Source organism: Vibrio aquaticus, from assembly GCF_003970385.1.
GTDB classification, from domain to species: domain Bacteria; phylum Pseudomonadota; class Gammaproteobacteria; order Enterobacterales; family Vibrionaceae; genus Vibrio; species Vibrio aquaticus.
Genome location: NZ_RXZH01000003.1, coordinates 53648 through 73338, shown reverse-complemented (window position 1 = coordinate 73338; position 19691 = coordinate 53648). Strand labels below are relative to the sequence as shown.

Here is a 19691-nt window from a genome sequence, read left to right as displayed (position 1 = left end):
GATTCTAGTGTCATGGATTCCATGCTGCTTTACACTATCGACTTGTTCGGTACCGCAATTTTTGCAATTTCAGGCGTCCTACTTGCAGGTCGATTAAAGATGGATCCGTTTGGCGTTGCTGTTCTTGGCAGTGTAACGGCCATCGGTGGTGGCACAATCCGTGATATGGCCTTAGGTGCAACGCCTGTTTTTTGGATCACCGACACCAATTACCTTTGGACGATCCTTATTACTTGCCTACTAACGATGTTGATTGTTAGACGCCCTAAGCGTCTTGCTTGGTGGATTTTACCCGTTTGTGACGCCATCGGCTTAGCCGTGTTTGTCGGCATTGGTGTCGAAAAGACCATGGCCTACCAAGACTCAGCGTTAGTCGCGGTTATCATGGGTGTAATCACTGGCTGTGGTGGCGGTATTATTCGTGACGTTCTCGCTCGAGAAGTCCCGATGGTACTGAGAAGTGAAGTCTATGCGACCGCCTGTATCATTGGTGGCGTGTTCCACACAACTGCTCTTTCAATGGGCTACAGCAGTGATACAGCCTTCTTGGCTGGTGTTTTCTCAACACTGTTAATTCGTTTAGGCGCGATTCGCTGGCACTTATCTTTGCCGACCTTTGCTTTGAATCGTTAAGCAAAAAATATGGGGGCTGATTGTCATTCCTTAAAACGAAGAATGAGTGAGTAAGGAATCTCAAAATGCCATTCGACTTGCTTTAAAAGATCCCCCAACTCGTTCGTTCCTTACTCTTGAGGATGACAATGATAAGCGTCTAGGAATGACGATTAAGTAACAACCCACAGAAACAAAAAAGGTCACCGAGGTGACCTTTTCTATTCGTAGTATTACGCGAGTGATTACTGAACTCGGCGAAGCACTTCTTTCAGTAAGTCAAAGTCATTCGCTAGATCTTCAGAAAGAAGCTCCATCGCTGCATGCTTAGCAAGCGGTGCTGGTAGGTCGATGTCTGACCCTAGGATCTCATCAACTACTTCTTTGAACTTCGCTGGGTGCGCAGTACAAAGGAATATACCTGTTTCACCTTCTTGCAGTTGCTCGTCTAACAGACGGTATGCAATCGCTCCGTGTGGCTCACATAGGTAGCCTTGCGCTTTTAGGTCACGTACAGAGTCAGCACTTTGCTCGTCAGACACTTTACCTTTACCAAGCGTATCCAAACCCCAACCTTTTATCTGGCATAGCTCTTCGATACGTGGCCAGTTGTTTGGCTGACTCACATCCATCGCGTTCGATGTTGTTGCTACGGTTGGTTTTGGATCCCACTGACCCGTTTCTAGGTAACGAGGAACCGTATCGTTCTCATTCGTTGCAGCAATAAAACGTTTAATCGGTAGACCAAGCGCTTTCGCCAATAAACCTGCCGTTAGGTTACCAAAGTTACCACTTGGTACTGATACAACTAGGTTTTCACGCTCTTCTTTACTTAGCTGAGATGCCGCCTCGAAGTAGTAACAGATCTGCGCCATTAGACGAGAAATGTTGATTGAGTTTGCAGAGTTCAGACCAATCTCTTCACGCAGCGCAGCATCGTCAAATGCTTGCTTCACGAGTGCCTGACACGCATCAAAATCGCCATCAATTGCAACGGTGTGAATGTTTTTACCTAGCGTACAGAATAGCTTTTCTTGTAGCGGGCTGATTTTGCCTTTCGGGTAAAGGATAACAACATTGATGTCTTCCATACCGTAGAATGCATGCGCAACTGCAGCGCCAGTATCACCAGACGTTGCGGTTAAGATAGTGATTTTACCGCCATCAGAAACCGCCGCTAGAGACTGAGCCATGAAACGGCCACCGAAATCTTTAAACGCGAGCGTAGGGCCATGGAATAACTCCAGTGCGTAAACGCCGTCTTTCACTTTATTGATTGGTGCTGGGAATTGGAACGCCGCATCAACCATTGAATTAACTTGTTCTGCTGGCAGCTCATCGCCAATTAGCGCAGATAGGATTTTGGTACTACGTGAAACAAAATCTTCAGCTAGCAGTGCATCAATATCATCAAACTTTGGCAGTTCTTGCGGGAAAAATAGACCTTGGTTACGGCCTAGACCTTGGCGAACGGCTTGGCCAAAGGAAACTTGTTCGTCATTTTCTTTTATGTTGTACAGCTTCATAGCTCACTTCCTGTTACGTTCGAACCTTGTTTGTTAAGACGACAAACATGGACGAATCCTTCTTCATTTTGTACGTAGTTTTGTTCAAGCCAGCGAGCAACACGCTCAGCGACATCTTTATCTTTACAAATACTAAATAGTGTTGGGCCACTACCAGAAATGCCGGTAGCTAAAGCCCCTGCGCTTGCTGCGTACTGACGAGCATCAGCAAAGCCAGGTAGCAGTTTCGCACGATATGGTTCAGCGATCACGTCTTTGATCATCTTAGCCGCTAACTCTGGTTGGTTCGAATGACAAGCATGAATAAAACCAGCAAGGTGGCGGCCATGAGCAATGATATCCTGACGGCGGTACTGAGATGGTAGGATCTCTCGCGCTTCCGCCGTCGACACTTTGATGCCTGGATACGCCATTACCCAATACCAATCATCAAAACATGGGACTTCTTGGCTAATGATGCCGAGCTCTTCTAGCATCAGTTGTACGCCACCTAAGTAACATGGGGCGACGTTATCATAGTGAACACCACCAGAGATCTGTCCTTCCATTTCCCCCATGAGAGCGAGAAGTTCGGTCTCATTGAGTGGTTCACCATGGAACCGGTTCAAAGCATCCAGCGCCGCAACAATCGAGCAGGCACTAGAACCTAAACCAGAACCAATTGGCATGTTCTTTTCGAGCGTCATTTCCAGCGGAAGTAGTGATTCCCCTTTCTTTTCAAGCTCTCGAGCAAACACTCGCCAACAATCATAAACAATATTTTCTTTCGGGTCGGTAGGCAACTTAGAAACAAAGCGACCTGCAGTCTTTAGCGCAAACGGCTCATTACCAGCTTTAACCTGAACTCGGTCACCCAACAGCGTACCATCCACCGGAGAGACAGCTGCCCCCAACACATCAAAACCGACACTGACATTACCGATTGATGCTGGAGCATAAACCACGACATCCATACCACGACTCATATATTTAAACTCCTAGCTTCCAACCTAATGTACGCATCACATCTGAGAATACGCCCGCTGCTGTTACTTCCGTACCCGCACCGTAACCACGAAGAACCAATGGGATTGGCTGGTAGTAGCGGCTAAAGAAGGCCAGAGCATTCTCACCATCTTTGATTTTGAACATTGGATCGTTTTCATCCACCGCTGCAACGCTTACGCGACACTGGCCATCGGCGATTTCACCAACATAACGCAGTACTTTGCCCTCTTCAGCGGCTTTTGCTGATTGCTCTTTGAAGTAGGCATCCGCTTCAGGAAGACGAGCCATAAACTCTTCAATGCTGCCTGAATCGTCAAAACCTGGCGGCAACGCTTGATCAACAATCACATCTTCAAGCTCTAAGTTCATACCCGCTTCACGAGCAAGAATCAGTAGCTTACGTGCCACATCCATACCGGAAAGGTCATCACGTGGGTCTGGCTCGGTGAAGCCGTTGTCTTTCGCGATATTGGTCGCTTGGCTTAAAGTCATACCTTCGTCAAGCTTACCGAAGATGTAAGAAAGCGAGCCAGAAAGAATACCGGTGAAGCGCTCTAGTTCATCACCTGCTGAGATTAGGTTTTGAAGGTTTTCAATAACCGGCAGACCTGCACCTACCGTTGTTTCATACATAAGTTTACGGCGAGAGCTACGCGCCACATCACGAAGCTGGTGGTAGTAAGCCATGCTTGCCGTATTGGCTTTCTTGTTTGGCGTTACAACATGGAAACCCGCGGCTAAGAAGTCAGCATATTGATTGGCAATGCCTTCGCTTGAAGTACAGTCAACCAACACTGGGTTGATGATGTGATTGCGCTGAACCAAAGAGATGAGACGAGCTAAGCTGAACTCTTCTGAGGCATCTTTCATACGGTCACGCCAGTGATCAAGCGGTAGCCCTTCGCTATCTAGAAGTAGCCCTTTGCTGTTCGCGAGGCCACATACTCGTAGCACAATGCCTTTTTCTGCCAGTTTTGCTTGCTGACGCTGAATTTGATCCACCAGTTCGCCACCAACACCACCGACACCAACAACAAACACATCAAGGAAGTGCTTAGAGTTAAAGAGGTTTTCGTGACACGCTTTGATTGCTTCAGAGATTTTATCTTCAGGAATCACGGCCGAGATTGCACGCTCAGAAGAACCTTGAGCAATCGCTACGATATTCACGTTCACTTCCGCAAGGGATGAGAAGAACTGAGAAGCGACACCGCGAGACGTACGCATGCCGTCACCAACAAGAGTGACAATAGCCACATCGCTAATAAACTCTACTGGCTCTAGTAGACCGTCTTTCAATTCCAGTTCAAACGTGTCGCTCAGAGCTTGTTCTGCTAGCGCTTTGTCTTGCGCTTCGATACAGAAGCTGATGCTGTACTCAGAAGAAGATTGAGTAATAAGAACAATAGATACACCAGCCGATGACATCGCGCCAAATACACGGCTCGCCATGCCAACCATGCCTTTCATGCCTGGGCCAGAGACGTTAACCATCGTCAGGTCACTTAATGTCGTGATGCCTTTAATCGCAAGGTTGTCTTCACCGGTATCTTGACCAATCAGCGTGCCTGCACCTTGTGGGTTAAAGCTGTTTTTGATTAAGCATGGGATATGGAATTGCGCGATCGGTGCAATGGTTTTCGGGTGAAGAACTGAGGCACCAAAGTATGAAAGCTCCATAGCCTCTTGATAGCTAAGAGACTTCAATAGGCGAGCGTCATCAACGAGGCGAGGGTCACAGTTGTAAACCCCATCAACGTCAGTCCAAATCTCACAGCAGTCTGCACGTAGACACGCTGCTAGTACCGCCGCTGAATAATCTGAACCATTACGGCCAAGGGTGACTAACTCGCCACTTTCATTACCGGCTGTAAAGCCTGGCATGATGTTAACGTGACCTTGAGGAAGTGGGTTTTGACGGAAGTTTTGAGTAGAGACCTCAACGTCCACCATCGCTTCTAAGTGGTCACCACGAGCGAATAGGTACTGAACAGGGTCAATCAGACTCGCAGGCTGCCCCTTCGCTTCCAATACCGCTTTCATCAGCTGAATTGAAACACGTTCACCTTTACTGATGATGCGTGCGTTTACATGGTTAGGGCACATACCTAGCAGGTTTACGCCATGAACAAATTGACGTAGCTGGGTCAGTGACGTTTTTACTTGGTTGTCGTAGCCGCTGCCATCGATATTAGGCAGCTCTTGTTTGATGTCTTGGAATAGATCTCGAAACGAGTCTTCAAGCTCAGCGATTTGTAATTCTGCTTCTCCATTTTTCAAAGCGCCATCAATCACTGAGACCAATTTGTTTGTTGTTTTCCCTGGTGCAGATAGGACAACTGCCACCTCTTCTTGCTGTGCATTATTAGCGATGATATCTGCTGCTCGTAAAAAACGGTCAGCATCAGCTAATGATGAACCTCCAAACTTTAAAACTCGCATCCCTTCCTCCAAATTGTTTTAAATCGGCATAAAAAAAGGCCTGTATCTTGTTGGATACAGGCCTTTTTTTGAATTTCTTTCGCTTAGCAGCCTGCCCCAACAATTGCGATGTCGGTAATAATAATGGTTGTTGTCATTACTAGGCGTTGATGCTGCATATCTTATTTATCGGCGTAATCTGTTTGCTTACCCATACGTTTACCTTATTTTTCATCATTGCGTCAATGAAAAGTTACTATTTTTTGTTTACACCTCGTTTCAATCGCATTCACAAATAGAAATTCAGCCACACAATCATTTTACAGACCAATGAAACAAGAGGCGTATATCATAATAACGAATTACTATAAGAAACTTGCCCCTCACTCTTCCGTTTTATGCTTTAATTATTATCGCAGTGGATAAAAAGTAAGCGAGGGAGCGCGTATGAGAACAATACTAAGCCTATCAGTGCTTGTTGCCGCATGCCCACTATTTGCTACCGAGCTTCCTCCCCTTCCTGCTCACGACGCTACCTCCCCTCATCGACTGTTTTTATCCAGTGGAAGTGACCAAACAGATTTCGATTCTTGGAAGATAGATGGTGGTTACTCATACAATGTGTTCGATAAGATAGATCTGTATGTCGGGGCACGTCTCGATAATAGCGACGCGATCAATGAAACCGGCTTTCTTAGTGGGATCAGCTATCAACTGAGCCCAAGGGTTTCTGTGCAAAGTATGCTGCACTCTTCTAGCGAAGAGAGTCTTGATGAGGGTAAGGAGACAACGCTTTCGGCGGAGGTTTCCAGCCGCCTAAAACTGACTGAAAACCTCGATATTCATGCCACTCTCGATTATCAAGAATGGCAACAAGGAGTGGAAGTTGGCTTAGGGTTTAGGTTCTAACTCCAGTCTAGTAACTCTGTCGACATAAGCACACCATTCCAATCCGCATAAATATAATCACCCGGTTGGATCATTTGATTGTGAATCGTGAGCGTCACGTTGACTTCTCCTGCACCACGCTTTTCCGTTTTGAATGGACACGCACCTAGCGCTTGAACACCCAACTCCATTTCCGCCATAGCCGCCACATCACGCACCGCACCATTGACGATAACGCCTTCCCAATTGTTGTCGATGGCTAAGATGGCCAGTTGATCGCCCAGTAGTGCTTTTTGACAGGAGCCATGACCGTCCACAACGAGCACTTTACCTGTTCCATCTTGACTAAGCACTTCCCGAACTTTTGAGTTATCGTGATAGCAACGCACGGTGACGATCTCACCATAAAAGTTCAGCTTGCGGCCAAAGCTATGCAACGGCAGCGCCAGCAATGTCACTTTGTCTTCATGCTTGTCACAAATATCAGGGGTTATATCGTTCATTTTTCCTCCATGAGCTTCTTAAAATCCTATCGACACCTTTCTTGCCACTTCCCATGTAAAATCGACCGTTGATGTCGCAGGCAAGAAATGAGAAATAACGCCTCTCCTTGTACGTAATAAATGGCATTTTGTTGGTATTTTTTTCCAAGTTCTAACGCTTCTTCAAGGCTCATCGCCGTTGCAAAACTGGCTTCAGCCCAAGTAAACGTCTTGTCACCAACTAACACATGACTATAACAAGTATGGCTTATATCTTTTTCTAAGTGCTGATTATTTCGTGTGTTATCTATGTTAGATAGCCAAACACTGGCTGGGTTCCATGCGGTGATAATGGCGAAGTTCTCACTGTGTAGCTGACTTTCAAAGCGGAAGTATGGGTCGCAGTAAGTTTGCCATAAGGCATCGTCCATTATCGTCACCCCAAATTCTTTACATTCTATAGATACTATTAATATTTGTTACATTCGAACTCTTGATATAAATCAACAAAGTGATTGGAATTAGCAGTTCTACGTTGTTAGCATGCTGTTAACATTATAAAATCCGCCTCAAAGACTAATGGAAAACTGAGGGATTAAAGGCATCTATCAAGAATGACGATGCACCAAGGACGGCGGGCAATCAAAGAGAGTGTAATTTTATAGCCTTTGGTTTATTATCAACATCACATTACCTGTATGTTATGTTTTTGCCTAGAATTTATTCTATTAGCACAAATTTTTCACAAATTTAGGTACCGCCAATGCAAACCCCGCACATTCTTATTGTTGAAGATGAGCAAGTAACTCGTAACACTCTAAAGAGTATTTTTGAAGCAGAGGGATACGCTGTTTTCGAAGCCAGTGACGGTGAAGAGATGCACCAGGTGCTGTCTGATAACCAAGTCAACCTAGTTATCATGGACATCAACCTACCTGGTAAGAATGGCCTACTGCTTGCACGTGAACTGCGTGAGCAAGCAAATGTTGCGCTAATGTTCTTAACAGGCCGTGACAACGAAGTTGATAAGATTCTTGGTCTAGAAATCGGTGCTGATGATTACATCACTAAACCGTTCAACCCACGTGAACTGACAATCCGTGCTCGTAACCTACTAAACCGCTCTATGAGTTCTGGTGTAGTAAGTGAAGAAAAGCGTAGTGTTGAGAAGTACGTATTCAACGGTTGGGTTCTAGATATCAATAGCCGCTCATTGGTAAGCCCAAGCGGTGACGGTTACAAACTGCCACGTTCTGAGTTCCGTGCCCTGCTTCACTTCTGTGAAAACCCAGGCAAGATTCAAACTCGTGCAGATCTACTGAAGAAAATGACTGGTCGTGAGCTTAAGCCACACGATCGTACGGTAGACGTAACAATTCGTCGTATTCGTAAGCACTTTGAATCAGTTTCTGGCACGCCAGAAATCATCGCGACGATTCACGGTGAAGGTTACCGCTTCTGTGGTGATCTAGAAGAGTAATCAACTCTTTATCAAAAAATGGAGCCAATCGGCTCCATTTTTTATATCTAGATTACAGATACAAAAATGCCCGCGAATTCAGCGGGCATTTGTTATTTAACGGCGAGGTTAGCCTCGGCCACCTTTAATCGCATCAATGATTTCAGTGGTTGAACAACCGTCTTCAAAGTTAAGCACTTCAACTTTACCGCCATTGGCAATCACTTCTTTACCACCAGCAATCTCTTCCGGTTTGTAGTCACCACCTTTAACAAGTAGGTCAGGTAGGACTTCAGAGATTAAACGTTGTGGCGTGTCTTCACCAAATGGAACAACCCAGTCAACCGCACCTAAACCAGCAAGAACCGCCATACGACGATCGGTTGGGTTCACAGGACGACCAGGACCTTTAAGGCGTTTTACTGACTCATCGGTGTTAACAGCCACAATCAGACGATCACCAAGCTCTGCTGCGTGATTCAGATAAGAAACGTGACCAGCATGAAGAATGTCAAAACAGCCATTGGTCATGACCACTTTCTCACCTTTCGCTTGCGCTTTCTTCACTGCTTCAATCAGAGCTTGCTCACCAATCACGCCGAAATCTGTGTCTTGGCTACCGTGAACTGCTTCTGCCAGTTCAATGGTTGATAGCGTTGAAGTACCAAGCTTACCAACAACAATACCAGCAGCAGCATTAGCTAGTGCACACGCTTCGTCTAGTGGCTTACCTGCAGCAACAGAAGCGGCAAGAACAGAAATCACCGTATCACCAGCACCCGTCACGTCGTACACTTCTTTGGCTTGAGTTGGTAAGTGGAATGGTTCTTGGCCACGGCGCAATAGCGTCATGCCATGCTCACTGCGAGTCACCAATAGCGCTTCAAAGTCGAACTCTTCAATCAGCGCTAGGCCTTTCTCTACGAGTTCTTCTTCTGAATTCACCTTACCAACAACTAGCTCAAATTCAGCCATATTAGGCGTCAATAGTGTTGCACCACGGTAGCGCTCAAAGTCCGCACCTTTAGGGTCAATGAATACAGGTACACTCGATGCACGCGCTTTTTGAATAAACTGCTGTACGTGCTCTAACGCGCCTTTTGCGTAGTCAGACAGTACCACTGACTTCACTTTTGGTAACGCTTGCTCCATGCGATCTAGGATCAGCTCGGCATCAATGTTTTCAAATTTATCTTCAAAGTCCAAACGAATCAGCTGCTGGCCACGGCTCATTACGCGAAGCTTAGTAATCGTTGGGTAGTTCGGCAGCCCAACAAAATCACATTTCACTTTCAACGCAGACAGCGTTTCATTCAGCGCTTTAGCTGGTTCATCAATCCCTGTTAAACCAACAATATGAGCGTGACCACCAAGCGAAGCAATATTCATTGCCACGTTCGCAGCACCACCAGGACGCTCTTCATTGTTTTCTACTTTTACTACAGGCACAGGCGCTTCTGGTGAAATGCGGCCAGTTGGGCCATACCAGTAACGATCTAACATTACGTCACCGATGATAAGGACACCAGAGTCACTGTAGTTAGGTAGGATTGGCTTCATTGTTGATCTCCAAATTCTAATTCGGGCAAGAGTTTAGCACAAAGGCTCGGCGTTATTCTAACCACTCGTGCCATAGTTTCGTCACAAGCTCTCGCTCCTTGACGTATTTTTCTTCCGCCACATCGGCGTCTAGGTTCAATAAGTTGCGATAGTGGATTTGATCTCGCATAGTCGTGTAAGCGTGCGTCAGCGCCATCGCCGCACTTTCTTCCATAATGCCTTGTGCCATCATAGATTCGAAGATACGCACATTGTCACTCCAGCGGGTTAGCTTCGGCTTTTCGTGACTGAAACGTAATACTAAATATTGCGCTAAGAACTCCACATCGGTGATGCCACCTGGATCTTGCTTGAGCATAAAGCGGCCAGACTTTTTGCCACCTAAGTGATCGCGCATTTTCACTCGCATCTCAGACACATCTTTAATCAGCTTAGCTTCATCTCGCTTCAAGTTGAGAATTTCATGGCGTGTTTTGGCGAATGCCTGCTGCAAAGCCTCATCACCATAGATCATTCGAGCACGGACAAGAGCTTGGTGCTCCCATGTCCAAGCATCTTGGCGCTGATACTCATCGAAGGCATCCGTTGGGCTAACTAAAAGACCAGATGCTCCTGATGGTCGTAAGCGAGTATCGACTTCATACAAAGTGCCCGATGCAGTACGAGTCGAGAAAATATGGATGATGCGCTGCGCTAAACGAAGGTAAAACTGACGAGCATCGATCTCTTTTTTACCATCTGTGTAAGCCTGAACTGGACTATCATGCATAAACACAATATCCAAATCGGAATTGTAGCCAAGCTCCCAACCGCCGACTTTACCGTAACCAATGACCGCAAAGCCTTTGCCATCACGATCTTTAAGATGATTAGGCGTGCCGTATTTTTCCGTCATTTGTAGCCAAGCTTGATGTACGACAGATTCAACTATCGCCTCAGCCAAATAAGTTAAGTGGTCACTCACTTTCATCACGGGCAGCACACCGGCAATGTCAGCCGCAGCTATTCTCAAAATACAGATTTGCTTAAACTGACGCAGCGCTTCCATTTGCTGCTCCATATCGTCTTCTGGGATACGGGCTAAAAAGTCGCGTAATTCGGTACAGTAGCTTTCAAGTGGGATCGGATTATAAAGCTGCTGCGGGTCGATCAACTCATCAAGAAGAATAGGGTAACGCCCTAGCTGCTCTGAAATCATAGGGCTCGCGGTACATAAACGAACCAGTTGCGTCAACGCGGCCTGATGTTCATCAAGCAGCTCAAGGTAAGTCGTCCTAGTCACGATTTTGTGTAGCAAGTGCAAAACGCGTGGTAAACCAAACTCGGCATCTTTATGATCAAAAATAGCGGCAAAGACTTTCGGCATTAATCTATTCAGCACTTCGCGACCGCGTGGCCCTAACGTTTTTTTAGCGAGATCTTTCTTAAACTGAATGATGGTTTCAGCCATCCTTTGGAATTGTTCAGCTTGAAGATCCGTCTCTAAAATATGTTCGATAACATCTTGCTTCGCCGCCATATCCCAAAGTTCAGAAAAGTGTTTGGCAATATCTTGCTGCTCTTCTTCATCGTCACCAATTAGCTCACCGAATACCGCATGCACATTAGCCATATGAGTTTGAACATCAGCCATCAGTTGCTCCCATTGCTGATAGCCCATTGCCACCGCTAACTGCAGCTGCTCGGTTTCACACTCTGGCAAAGTTTGGGTCTGCTTATCAGCCATCGCCTGTAACAGGTTCTCTAAACGGCGCAAGAACTTATAAGCAGTCTTCAAATCCTGACACTCTTGCTCGGTCAGTTGTTCTAACTCTTCAATCGCGTCTAAGGTTTCTAATAAGCCACGCTGACGAAGAGAAGGTTCACGTCCACCACGGATCAATTGGAACACCTGAGCAATAAACTCAATTTCTCGAATGCCACCAGCACCCAACTTGATGTTATTGCTTAAGCCACGACGGCGCACTTCACTACTGATCATCGACTTCATTCGGCGTAATGACTGTATGGCACTAAAATCGATGTAACGACGGAAGACAAATGGGCGCAGCATTTGACGCAGCTCTTGATATTCAGGGTACATTTCGCGCCCCATAACGCGCGCTTTGATCATGGCGTAACGTTCCCAATCGCGCCCTTGCTCTTGGTAATAATCCTCTAAGGCTGCGTAACTCATGACTAAAGGACCGCTGTCACCAAAAGGTCTTAAGCGCATATCCACTCGATAACAGAAGCCATCGAACGTGTGTTGATCGAGGGCTTTAATGATGCGTTGACCGAGACGGGTAAAGAACTGGGCATTGGCAATGCTTCGGCGAGCACCTTGAGTTTCACCGTTTTCTGGGTAAGTGAAAATCAAATCAATATCGGAAGAAAAGTTAAGCTCACCGCCGCCTAATTTGCCCATACCTATAATCAGCATTGGTTGCGCTTCACCTTCCGCGTTAGTCGGAGTTCCCCATAAATCACAGCACTGCTTATATTGCCATTGATAGGTTTCAAATATCATCGCTTCAGCCAGTTCAGACAGGTGGTTCAAACTCTCTTCTAGTGCCCAAGAGGCCGTAAAGTCACGCCACGCGATGTACACCATTTCTCGATTTCGAAACTGTCTTAAGACACGGTGACCTTGCATCTCATCATTGCACTCCGCTAATAAAGCATGCAATCGCTCTCGATACGATTCATAGCGAGAGCTCTCTTCAAGCATGTCCGGCAAACTCGCTTGAAGATGCTCATCACTGTGCAATGTCTCTGCGACAAATTTACTGAGTCCAGCAACATAACGAAGATGGTCTAGCAACGATTCAGACCAATGTGAAAGCGCATTTGAGTCAAGAAGAGTATCGAGTGCTGCTTGGGATATGGGGGTGAGATGCTCGGGCAATTGCATGGTTCTTCCTTGTTTCGCTAAGCCTTTGAAAGGTTATGGACTATTTATACCAGACTTAAACCAATAAAAAACGCCCACCATCAATGAGTGAGCGTTTTCTTTAATCTCAGTGAAAAAATTAGACTTTAAACGAGGTGATCTTCTTATCTAATTCTTCTGCGTTCTGCTGCATGATTTCTGAAGTTTCAAGCAGCTCCGAAACGACCGTTACCGATGCTTCAACAAGTTCGCGTACATTGGTGAGGTTTTGATCCATCTCTTCCGCAACACTACTCTGTTGGCCGGCAGCCGTTGCAATCTGGAAGTTCATGTCGTTGATCTGGTTCACCTGACCAACAATACCATCCAGTTCGCTGCCCGCATTGGTGACCAGTTCTACACCTTCTGCCGCTTCAACAACGCTTTTCTCCATCAGCTCAACCGCTGAGTTTGCGTTGGTTTGCAATAACGTAATCATCTCTTGAATTTCAACCGTCGCTTGCTGAGTGCGTTGTGCTAGGTTACGAACTTCGTCAGCAACCACGGCAAAACCTCGACCCGCTTCACCCGCACGAGCCGCTTCAATCGCTGCATTCAATGCCAATAAGTTAGTCTGTTCAGAAATACCTTGAATCGTGCCAACCACACTACCGATTGAACCAACACTGTCTTCGACCTGGTTCACCGCCTCCGCTGAAGCAGAAATATCTTTAGAAAGCTCACTGATTTTTAGTACCGTGTCTTGCACAAAGCGCTGGCCTGTTGCCGCCTGGCCGGATGCACTTTCAGTCAATGAAGAAGCGTTCTGTGCATGATCGGCCACCGTTTGAACCGTAGAGCTCATTTCACTCATCGCGGTGGCAAGTTGATCAATTTCATTGAACTCTTCTTGCGCTGATTCTTTGGTTTCAGACATGCTGAGCGTCATCACTTCTGTCAGGCCTGAAAGCTCTTGTGAAGCATCAACTTGCAATTTGATCATCTCTTGCAGCTGAACTCGCGTTTTCTCTAGTTCACGTGCTACGTCACCGTATTCATCTTTACATGCCATTTCGATCGGCACTGACAGATCTCTTTCTGCCATCGTTTTGATCGAGTCACTCAAATATTGGGTTTGACGTAACATAATGCGCGCCGCAAACATCAGTAAAGCAACAAAGACCACAATCAATAGTCCAGTTTGCCACGCAACTTGAACAAGGTAGGCATCATAATGTTCTTGCGCAACCTGAGCATTTTGGGTTGCGGCTAAAAGGGAGTCATGAAAGGTGCTCGCGTCCCATAACTGCTTGGCGATAATCAGTATCGTACTGAACACCATCAGCATCACCATCTTTGGGACTAAGCGAATATCGGTAATCACTCGCTCCCATGGTTTAAATGCCAGTTTGGTCATTGTTACTTCTCCACTAAGTCTTATATATTGTGTGGACCTGGCTAAACACAGGCCACCTAAGCTCTATCCATCTGAATGCAGACGCTATATTTATTTCGAGCCTCGTATGAAAAAGAATGATATCAAAGACGATACAAAGCCGATGAGTTTACTGTCACTAATCCTGTCTTTTATGGCGTTATTTGTGATCTCTGGCTTGTTATTTTTCCCTTTAACCTCTGAAACTCGACAAGTACTTATCGGCCTCGACTTCATTATCTGTAGCATATTTATCCTACAGCTAAGCGTAGATTTGATCCGCGCTGCAGATCGTGTGCAATTTATGAAACGCCACTGGATCGATTTCCTTGCAAGCCTGCCGATGATCGAACCCTTACGATACGCTCGCCTATTCTCTATATTAAGAGTGATCTTAGTCATTCGCTCAAGTCGAAGCGTCATCAGCCAACTTTTGAATAATAAACACGAAACAACACTGGCTTCTATTCTGCTGTTGATGGTGATTTTATTAACGGCAGGCTCAAGCATGATGCTCTTTATTGAAGGGCAATCACCCGATGCCAACATTCAAGATGGTGGTGATGCGATGTGGTGGGCCCTGGTGACAATTTCGACCGTAGGCTACGGCGATCATTATCCAGTCACCGATGCAGGGCGTATTTTGGCTGCGGGGCTGATTATTTGTGGTGTCGGCTTGTTCGGTATGATTTCAGGTTTGGTTACCTCTATGATCACCTCTCCGACAAAAAAACAAACCTCACGAGCTGAAAACAAAGAACGATTGCTGATCGAGCTAGTGGAAAAGCAAGATGAGATACTCAGACGACTTGATAAATTAGAACAACAAAAAGAGAGCAAATAAAAACGGGAGCTTGAGGCTCCCGTTGTCTACTGAATTAATCTTGCCAATAAGGCTCTGCTTCGATGCAGATAATACGAGTCTGCTCCATTGCATGCAGTATTGAGCTTTCTTGACGAGCCAACCACCTCTCAAGCTGCTCACGCTCTTCACCTTCAAGCTTATCGACCAATTGAGACAAGGTTCTTAGCTTGAGCAAATCATCAGTACCATGAAGTAAATCACTCCAAGGCAGGCGAAAGCTGTCTCGTTCATCGAAATCGTACAAACTTGCAAAGCTCACACCAGTGTACAAATTACGCATCAAACGATATTGCTGCTCAATGTAATCTTCGCTAGTCAAGTTTCGCTCTGGTGGAAACGCTTCCATCAGCTCTGCCCAGGTGCGATCAAGCTGCTCTACTGAGAAGTGTTCAATCGTCAGAGCCATCTTGTTGCGAGATTTATCGTCAAGGAATGGCTGCCAACCTCGGGTTAAGATCCAACGGCTCAAATCCAGTAGAAGTCCCGTGTAACGAGCTGAGTTAAGTAACGCCAAAACTTCTTCACGGTTTGGCAATTGCTCTTCAATGAGCTTTAGCTCACCAACAAGAAATTTACGCGCATCGAGCTTACGTAAAGCATGACCTTTGTCTTCAAGCAGATCTTCGAGGTAGTCATACTCGTTCAACCACTCTAAATCTTGTTCTAACCACTTAAGTTCTTGGCGCAATATCGCACTGGCACGACGTGGTACAACACCACCATACACAGTTAAAATTTGTCGGATAAAACTGATGGCGTGTTTGATTTCATACAAGGCTTCTATTGAGTCACGCTCTGAATAGATCTGCTCATGGTAGTGCCAATGAGAAAGCGCATGTTCGAGCGAGTTGATGAAACACGATTCAACCGTGTCTTTTTTCGCTGTCTTCACTAAGGCCAAAGGTTTGACTTCGTCGCCAGTGTATCCCATTGCTAAGCGATAACCCTTTGCGGCTTTACTTAGATTACCCAAACGCATGCCGCCTTCTTCACAGAAGCTACGGGCCAAAGTAAAAAGCGCATCGGTTTGACCCGATTTCAGTTCAAGCTCTACCTCGCAAATCGGATCTTCTTGACCCTTTGCTTCAACTTTACCTTGGTCAAATGCCACTTCGACTTGGCTCCCATCAGGCATGCCAATCAACCACTGTTCGCGAGTAAAGTTGGTAGAGAAAAGAGGGGTGAGCTCGGACTGCAAGGTTTGAACATCTTTACCTTGAGGCCAAATATCACCAGGATGAAGGGTTAAATCCGGATCGTCACTGTCGTGTTCAGCATTGTATTCCGGTCTTTGGTGCAATCCTGCCACCACTCGCCCAGACGTCTTTACTGTTTGCACATAAACATCATCAAAGCGGCGAATACGCATGCCAATATCATGCTGACGCAGCCAGTTATCAGGCGTATCGAAGTAGATGTTACCAAGCTCTCGACAGCTGTGCTGAAGTACTTTGGTTTCAGAGATTTTTTTACGTAATGTCTCTGAAAATTCAGGAGAAACAAAAAACTTCAGTTCTATCTCGGTTTCCATAGCTATACCTTTCAAAGCAGATACAGACAGGATATTGCCAATTTTCTTACTCGGCAAGAAAGAAATATCGCCGTAATGATGATCTAAAACAGTTTAAATGAGTGATTTAATGGGTTAACATGCGCGCCTTTATAGCCATCGTTCAACATTTCACCATGAAATGGTGTATGTTAGTTTTTAGGTTATATTAATTGGGTTGAATGACCATGCCAGTAAATACAATTATGGGGTTATTTGCAAAGTCCCCTATTAAACCTTTGCAGCGCCACGTTGTGTGTGTAAATGAATGTTGCTCACACCTAGTTAACTTCTTTGAAGTCAGTTCAAAGGGCGACTGGGAGAAAGCAGCAGAGATCCGTTCACAGATTTCTCACCTAGAGAAAGAAGCCGACGTATTAAAGCGCGAAATTCGTCTTAAACTTCCTCGTGGTTTGTTTATGCCTGTCGATCGTAGTGACATGTTGGAGCTACTAACGCAGCAAGACAAACTCGCAAACCTTGCAAAAGACATTGCTGGCCGAGTATATGGCCGTCAATTGACTATCCCTGCACCTCTTCAAGAAAACTTCATTGCGTATGTTAAACGTTGTTTAGACGCAGCTGAGCAAGCGCAAAAAGTTATCAATGAGCTTGATGAGTTATTGGAAACTGGATTTAAAGGCCGTGAAGTAACACTTGTGGCTGAAATGATCCATCAACTGGATGTGATTGAGGACGACACAGACGCGATGCAGATTCAACTTCGTCAGCAGCTAATGGCTATCGAAGCAGATCTAAATCCTATTGATGTGATGTTCCTTTACAAAATTCTAGAGTGGGTAGGTGGTATTGCTGATCAGGCGCAACGTGTTGGTGCGCGTCTGGAAGTAATGTTGTCTCGCTCATAAAATAAGTTAACCAAATAACGAAGAGCATCTAATTCGAACACTCCCCTACTAGGCGATAAATACTGACTCGCTGAAGGGGTTTGTCGTGCTTAAATTTTGCTCCGCTTGTTATCAACAACTAGGTATTACGATGGATATCCTTGCGAACTACGGCACTGTCCTGATTATTATTGCAGCCGCTTTCGGTTTTCTGATGGCGATCGGTATTGGCGCAAACGATGTAGCCAATGCGATGGGTACATCAGTAGGTTCTAAAGCGTTAACCGTAAAACAAGCAATCATCATTGCGATGATCTTTGAATTTGCGGGTGCATATTTAGCAGGTGGTGAAGTAACCGACACTATCCGTAAAGGTGTAATTGAAACGTCCCTATTCGCTCATCAGCCTGACGTTCTTGTCTACGGCATGATGTCTGCGCTTCTTGCCGCAGGTACATGGCTATTGCTAGCGTCTTATATGGGCTGGCCAGTATCAACCACTCACTCAATCATCGGTGCGATCATCGGTTTTGCGTGTGTGTCTGTCGGTACAGAAGCCGTGGACTGGGCCTCAGTTCAAGGTATTGTAGGTAGCTGGATTATTACGCCTGTTATCTCTGGTTTCTTTGCATACGTTATCTTTGTCAGTGCTCAGCGCTTAATCTTTGATACAGAAAAACCGCTCTTCAACGCAAAGCGTTTTGTTCCGGTCTACATGTTCATCACAACCATGGTTATCGCTCTGGTAACCATTAAGAAAGGCCTTAAGCACGTTGGCTTACACCTTTCAAATGGTGAAGCTTGGATGTGGGCTGCAGCGGTTTCTGCACTTGTGATGGCTGGTGGCTACTTCTACATTCAGAAGAAATTCTCTAACCGCGAAGATGACCACGGTTTTGCTGGCGTTGAAGGTATTTTCAGCGTGTTAATGGTTATCACAGCGTGTGCGATGGCATTTGCTCACGGTTCAAACGACGTAGCAAACGCGATTGGCCCTCTATCTGCGGTTGTATCGACCGTTGAACACATGGGTGAAATCACCGGTAAGAGCACTATCGCTTGGTGGATTCTACCTCTTGGCGGCTTTGGTATCGTTGTTGGTCTTGCAACACTCGGCCACAAAGTAATGGCAACCGTTGGTACTGGCATTACTGAGCTTACGCCAAGCCGTGGTTTCGCTGCTCAGCTAGCGACAGCATGTACGGTTGTTCTTGCGTCAGGTACTGGTCTACCAATCTCGACTACACAAACACTGGTTGGTGCGGTTCTAGGTGTTGGTTTTGCTCGCGGTATCGCAGCGCTAAACCTTGGCGTAGTTCGTAATATCGTTGCTTCTTGGATCGTAACGCTACCAGCAGGTGCGCTATTGGCAGTGGTATTCTTCTACGCAATCCAAGCAATGTTTGCTTAATCAATAAGGTCAGTGATTTGTAAGCTCACTGTTATTATTGACTCAAAACCACAGAAAGGGAGGCTCAGCCTCCCTTCTTTGTTGCAGTCAGATACGAAACTACTTACTATTTGACGTTAGAAAAATGAAGATATTGGGTTATGGGTTTCCAGCCCTTAAGACTGTTAAAGGATTTACCGTGAAAAAACTGGTGTGCTTAGTTTTAGTATCAATGCTTGCTGTTCCTGCGGCATTTGCTCAAGACCGTTATATTTCAGACAAGCTATTTACTTACATGCATTCAGGCCCTAGCAATCAATTCCGTATTATCGGTAGTGTGGATGCTGGCGATAAAGTGAAGCTACTCTCGACAAACAAAGATTCTGGCTACACCCAGGTTCAAGATAGTAAAGGCCGCAAAGGTTGGGTAGAAAGCCGCTTTATTAGCAACCAAGAAAGCATGGCGTTACGTCTACCAAAACTTGAGAAAGAGCTTTCTGAAGTGAAAGAGAAATTAGCCAATGCCCGCTCAAATGCTGATCAAGAAAAAGCAGGTCTAGTGGATTCGCTGGAAACACGCAATAGTCAAATTAACGAGCTAGAGCAGGGCTACAGCGACATGAGTCAGCAGCTCTCAGCCTCTCAAGAAGAAGTGCGTAAACTGCGTGCTAAGCTCGACACACAAAAAGACGACCTACTGCTGAAATACTTCATGTACGGTGGTGGTGTTGCTGGTCTTGGCCTTCTATTTGGTTTGATTCTTCCTCATATCATTCCACGCAGAAAACGCTCGCCATCAGGCTGGTCATAAGCTCAAC

At 45.8% G+C, this 19691-nt stretch carries 16 protein-coding genes and 1 other annotated feature; of the genes, 7 read left to right on the top strand and 9 right to left on the bottom strand.

The features are described from left to right. The first annotated feature begins 12 nt into the window (after positions 1-12). Positions 13-633, top strand: coding sequence for a TRIC cation channel family protein (locus tag EJ063_RS09335; protein ID WP_126574024.1), 621 nt, complete (start codon positions 13-15; stop codon positions 631-633). Between the two features lie 224 nt (positions 634-857). Here EJ063_RS09335 and thrC read toward each other — a convergent pair whose 3' ends face one another. Genes thrC through thrA form a run of 3 tightly spaced genes read right to left on the bottom strand, consistent with a single transcriptional unit; the run spans position 858 to position 5567 of the window. After that, on the bottom strand, positions 858-2138 hold the full coding sequence (gene thrC / locus EJ063_RS09330) for a threonine synthase (RefSeq protein WP_126574023.1): 1281 nt from the start codon (positions 2136-2138) through the stop codon (positions 858-860). After that, positions 2135-3091 carry a homoserine kinase gene (gene thrB, locus EJ063_RS09325; protein WP_126574263.1) on the bottom strand — a complete coding sequence of 319 codons (957 nt, stop codon included), beginning with the start codon at positions 3089-3091 and terminating at the stop codon, positions 2135-2137. Before thrB ends, thrC begins: the two co-directional genes overlap by 4 nt. A 16-nt stretch (positions 3092-3107) precedes the next feature. Then, complete coding sequence (thrA, locus tag EJ063_RS09320; protein WP_126574022.1) at positions 3108-5567, bottom strand: bifunctional aspartate kinase/homoserine dehydrogenase I; 2460 nt, start codon at positions 5565-5567, stop codon at positions 3108-3110. A 29-nt stretch (positions 5568-5596) separates the two neighbouring features. After that, positions 5597-5720, bottom strand: a sequence feature (Thr leader region). Positions 5721-5993: 273 nt separating this feature from the next. Between thrA and EJ063_RS09315 the strand changes: the two genes are divergently transcribed. After that, entirely contained in the window at positions 5994-6455 is a 462-nt protein-coding gene (locus EJ063_RS09315) for a hypothetical protein (RefSeq protein WP_126574021.1), read from the top strand. Here EJ063_RS09315 and EJ063_RS09310 read toward each other — a convergent pair. Then, positions 6452-6937, bottom strand: a complete 486-nt coding sequence (locus tag EJ063_RS09310; protein ID WP_126574020.1) for a putative 4-hydroxy-4-methyl-2-oxoglutarate aldolase — start codon at positions 6935-6937, stop codon at positions 6452-6454. The two genes, EJ063_RS09315 and EJ063_RS09310, sit on opposite strands and share 4 nt — an antisense overlap. A gap of 26 nt (positions 6938-6963) precedes the next feature. Further along, positions 6964-7347, bottom strand: a complete 384-nt coding sequence (locus tag EJ063_RS09305; RefSeq protein WP_167469896.1) for a DUF3293 domain-containing protein — start codon at positions 7345-7347, stop codon at positions 6964-6966. A gap of 332 nt (positions 7348-7679) precedes the next feature. Between EJ063_RS09305 and arcA the strand changes: the two genes are divergently transcribed. Then, positions 7680-8396, top strand: coding sequence for a two-component system response regulator ArcA (gene arcA, locus EJ063_RS09295; protein ID WP_126574019.1), 717 nt, complete (start codon positions 7680-7682; stop codon positions 8394-8396). A gap of 108 nt (positions 8397-8504) precedes the next feature. Here the strand turns inward: arcA and hldE are convergent, their stop codons facing one another. The 3 genes from hldE to EJ063_RS09280 all read right to left on the bottom strand — a co-directional run bounded on the left by hldE (position 8505) and on the right by EJ063_RS09280 (position 14203). Next, complete coding sequence (gene hldE / locus EJ063_RS09290; RefSeq protein WP_126574018.1) at positions 8505-9935, bottom strand: bifunctional D-glycero-beta-D-manno-heptose-7-phosphate kinase/D-glycero-beta-D-manno-heptose 1-phosphate adenylyltransferase HldE; 1431 nt, start codon at positions 9933-9935, stop codon at positions 8505-8507. A gap of 52 nt (positions 9936-9987) precedes the next feature. Continuing rightward, the gene (gene glnE, locus EJ063_RS09285) at positions 9988-12828 is read right to left on the bottom strand and encodes a bifunctional [glutamate--ammonia ligase]-adenylyl-L-tyrosine phosphorylase/[glutamate--ammonia-ligase] adenylyltransferase (RefSeq protein ID WP_126574017.1); all 2841 of its coding nucleotides are present in this window, start codon (positions 12826-12828) and stop codon (positions 9988-9990) included. Between the two features lie 118 nt (positions 12829-12946). Beyond that, positions 12947-14203 (bottom strand): methyl-accepting chemotaxis protein, encoded by a 1257-nt coding sequence (locus tag EJ063_RS09280; protein WP_126574016.1) that lies wholly within the window; start codon positions 14201-14203, stop codon positions 12947-12949. A gap of 106 nt (positions 14204-14309) precedes the next feature. Between EJ063_RS09280 and EJ063_RS09275 the strand changes: the two genes are divergently transcribed. Continuing rightward, the gene (locus tag EJ063_RS09275; protein ID WP_126574015.1) at positions 14310-15065 is read left to right on the top strand and encodes a potassium channel family protein; all 756 of its coding nucleotides are present in this window, start codon (positions 14310-14312) and stop codon (positions 15063-15065) included. Positions 15066-15099: 34 nt separating this feature from the next. Here the strand turns inward: EJ063_RS09275 and EJ063_RS09270 are convergent, their stop codons facing one another. Next, positions 15100-16617, bottom strand: coding sequence for a CYTH and CHAD domain-containing protein (locus EJ063_RS09270; RefSeq protein ID WP_126574014.1), 1518 nt, complete (start codon positions 16615-16617; stop codon positions 15100-15102). 206 nt (positions 16618-16823) lie between these two features. Between EJ063_RS09270 and EJ063_RS09265 the strand changes: the two genes are divergently transcribed. From EJ063_RS09265 to EJ063_RS09255, 3 genes are all read left to right on the top strand, one after another. Next, entirely contained in the window at positions 16824-17504 is a 681-nt protein-coding gene (locus EJ063_RS09265) for a TIGR00153 family protein (RefSeq protein ID WP_167469895.1), read from the top strand. Positions 17505-17634: 130 nt separating this feature from the next. Beyond that, the gene (locus EJ063_RS09260) at positions 17635-18894 is read left to right on the top strand and encodes an inorganic phosphate transporter (RefSeq protein WP_126574261.1); all 1260 of its coding nucleotides are present in this window, start codon (positions 17635-17637) and stop codon (positions 18892-18894) included. A 178-nt stretch (positions 18895-19072) separates the two neighbouring features. Then, on the top strand, positions 19073-19684 hold the full coding sequence (locus EJ063_RS09255) for a TIGR04211 family SH3 domain-containing protein (protein ID WP_126574012.1): 612 nt from the start codon (positions 19073-19075) through the stop codon (positions 19682-19684). Positions 19685-19691 lie beyond the last annotated feature (7 nt).